The 1683-nt window shown below is 65.5% G+C and carries 2 protein-coding genes; both read right to left on the reverse strand.

Features of this window, described 5'->3' with window-relative positions; translation table 11 throughout:
• Nucleotides 1–2: 2 nt before the first annotated feature.
• Nucleotides 3–1262, reverse strand: coding sequence for a TRAP transporter large permease (locus ACOZKU_RS27875; RefSeq protein WP_421581622.1), 1260 nt, complete (start codon nucleotides 1260–1262; stop codon nucleotides 3–5).
• On the reverse strand, nucleotides 1259–1683 hold a 425-nt coding region (locus ACOZKU_RS27880), incomplete at its 5' end, for a TRAP transporter small permease (protein WP_421581623.1). The genes ACOZKU_RS27875 and ACOZKU_RS27880, both read right to left, overlap by 4 nt.

A 1683-nucleotide genomic window follows, 5' to 3' on the forward strand; every position in this document is an offset into this window, starting at 1 on the left:
CCTCAATATATGGTGAGTGCGGGGATGTATGACATCAGTATCAGCACGCTGAAGGCGACCAGGTAGAACGGCCAAAGCTCCTTGACGACGGCGCCGATGGGCACGCGCGCGATGGCCGCGCCGATGAACAGCGTGGTGCCGATGGGCGGGGTGAAGAGGCCGATCGACAGGTTGATGCACACCATCACGCCGAGCTGGATCGGGTCCATGCCGATCGCTTGGCCGATCGCAACGAAGGTCGGTCCGAGCAGCAGAATGGCGGCGGGAAGGTCTAGGAACATGCCGACCACCAGCATGATGATGTTCATCATGAGGATGATCAGAATGGCATTGACCAGCGTGTCCTGCGCCCACTGCGCGACGATGGCGGGAACCCGCTCGGAGATCAGCACATGGCCGACGAGGCTGGAGGCGGCGATCACCAGCATGACGATGCCTGTCGTGACGACCGTGCCGACGAGGGCTTCCCGAATGCGCGCCCATGTCAGGTCGCGGTAGACGACAAGGCTGACGACGAGCGCATAGAAGACGGCGATGACGCTGACCTCGGTGGGTGTGGCGATGCCGGCGCGCAGCAGCACGACGATGAAGAACGGCATCAGCAGCGCTGGCAGGGCCGAGAACAGCGACTTGCCCATCGAGCGGAACTGGGCGCTGTCGGTGAGCCGCGGGAAGTTGCGGATGCGGCCGGACAGGTAGCAGACCACCATCATGCCGGCGGCGAGCATCAGGCCCGGCAGCACGGCAGCCGAGAACAGTGCTGCGATCGAGGCATTGGAGACGGTCGAATAGAGGATGAGCGGGATGGAGGGCGGAATGAGGCCGGCGATCGTCGAGGACGATGCGGTGACGGCGGCGGCGAAGCCTGCCGGATAGCCCTCACGCTTCTGCCAGGGGATCAGCATCGAGCCGAGCGCGGAGGCCTCGGCGACAGCCGAGCCGGAGACGCCGCCGAAGATCGTCGAGCCGACCACCGTCACCTGGCCCATGCCGCCGTGAAAGCGGCCGACGAGGGCTGCGGCGAACTGGACGAGCTTCTGGCCGAGCGTGCCGGACATCATCAGCGAGCCCGACAGGATGAAGAAGGGAATAGCCAGCAGCGGGAAGCTCTGGGTCGGCTGGAACAGCTTGACGACGGCGAGCACCGTCGGCGTTCCGCCGTTGAACAGGATGGCCGCGCCGGCGGCGATGATCAGGGCGTAGCCGACCGGGACGGAAAGGGCGAGCAGGACGGCGAAGAGGCCGGTCATTACGGCTGTCATGTCATGTGCTCCGTTTCCGTGTGGTGGACGAGGCGCGGATCGGCCGCATAGGCCACCCGGACGAGGTTGACGAGGGCGGCGAGCGCGATGCCGCCGAAGCCGAAGAGGAGGGAACTGTACGCCCAGGCCTGGCCGAGGCCGGTCATGGGGAAGACCTGCGCCTTGGTGATGGCAATGACCTGCAGGGACAGCCATGCGAGCACGGTGAAGGAGATGGAGACGAGCAGATTGATGCCTATCAGCAGAAGGCGCAGCTTGCTCGTGTCCAGCATGGAGCGCAGGGCTTCGGCCGCGATATGGGCGCCGCGCTGGGCGCCGGCGACGATGCCGCCCATGATCAGCCAGGGGAAGAGCAGGTTGGGTACTTCGTTCGGCCAGCCCAGGCCTGCACTGGTCATATAGCGCACGACCACCTCGGCCA

Source organism: Shinella sp. M31 (genome assembly GCF_049199205.1).
Classification (GTDB): Bacteria; Pseudomonadota; Alphaproteobacteria; order Rhizobiales; family Rhizobiaceae; genus Shinella.

Coding starts and splice junctions, on each gene's coding strand:
- ACOZKU_RS27875 (WP_421581622.1), bottom strand. CDS start 1,262: ATGACAGCCGTAATGACCGGCCTCTTCGCCGTCCTGCTCGCCCTTTCC.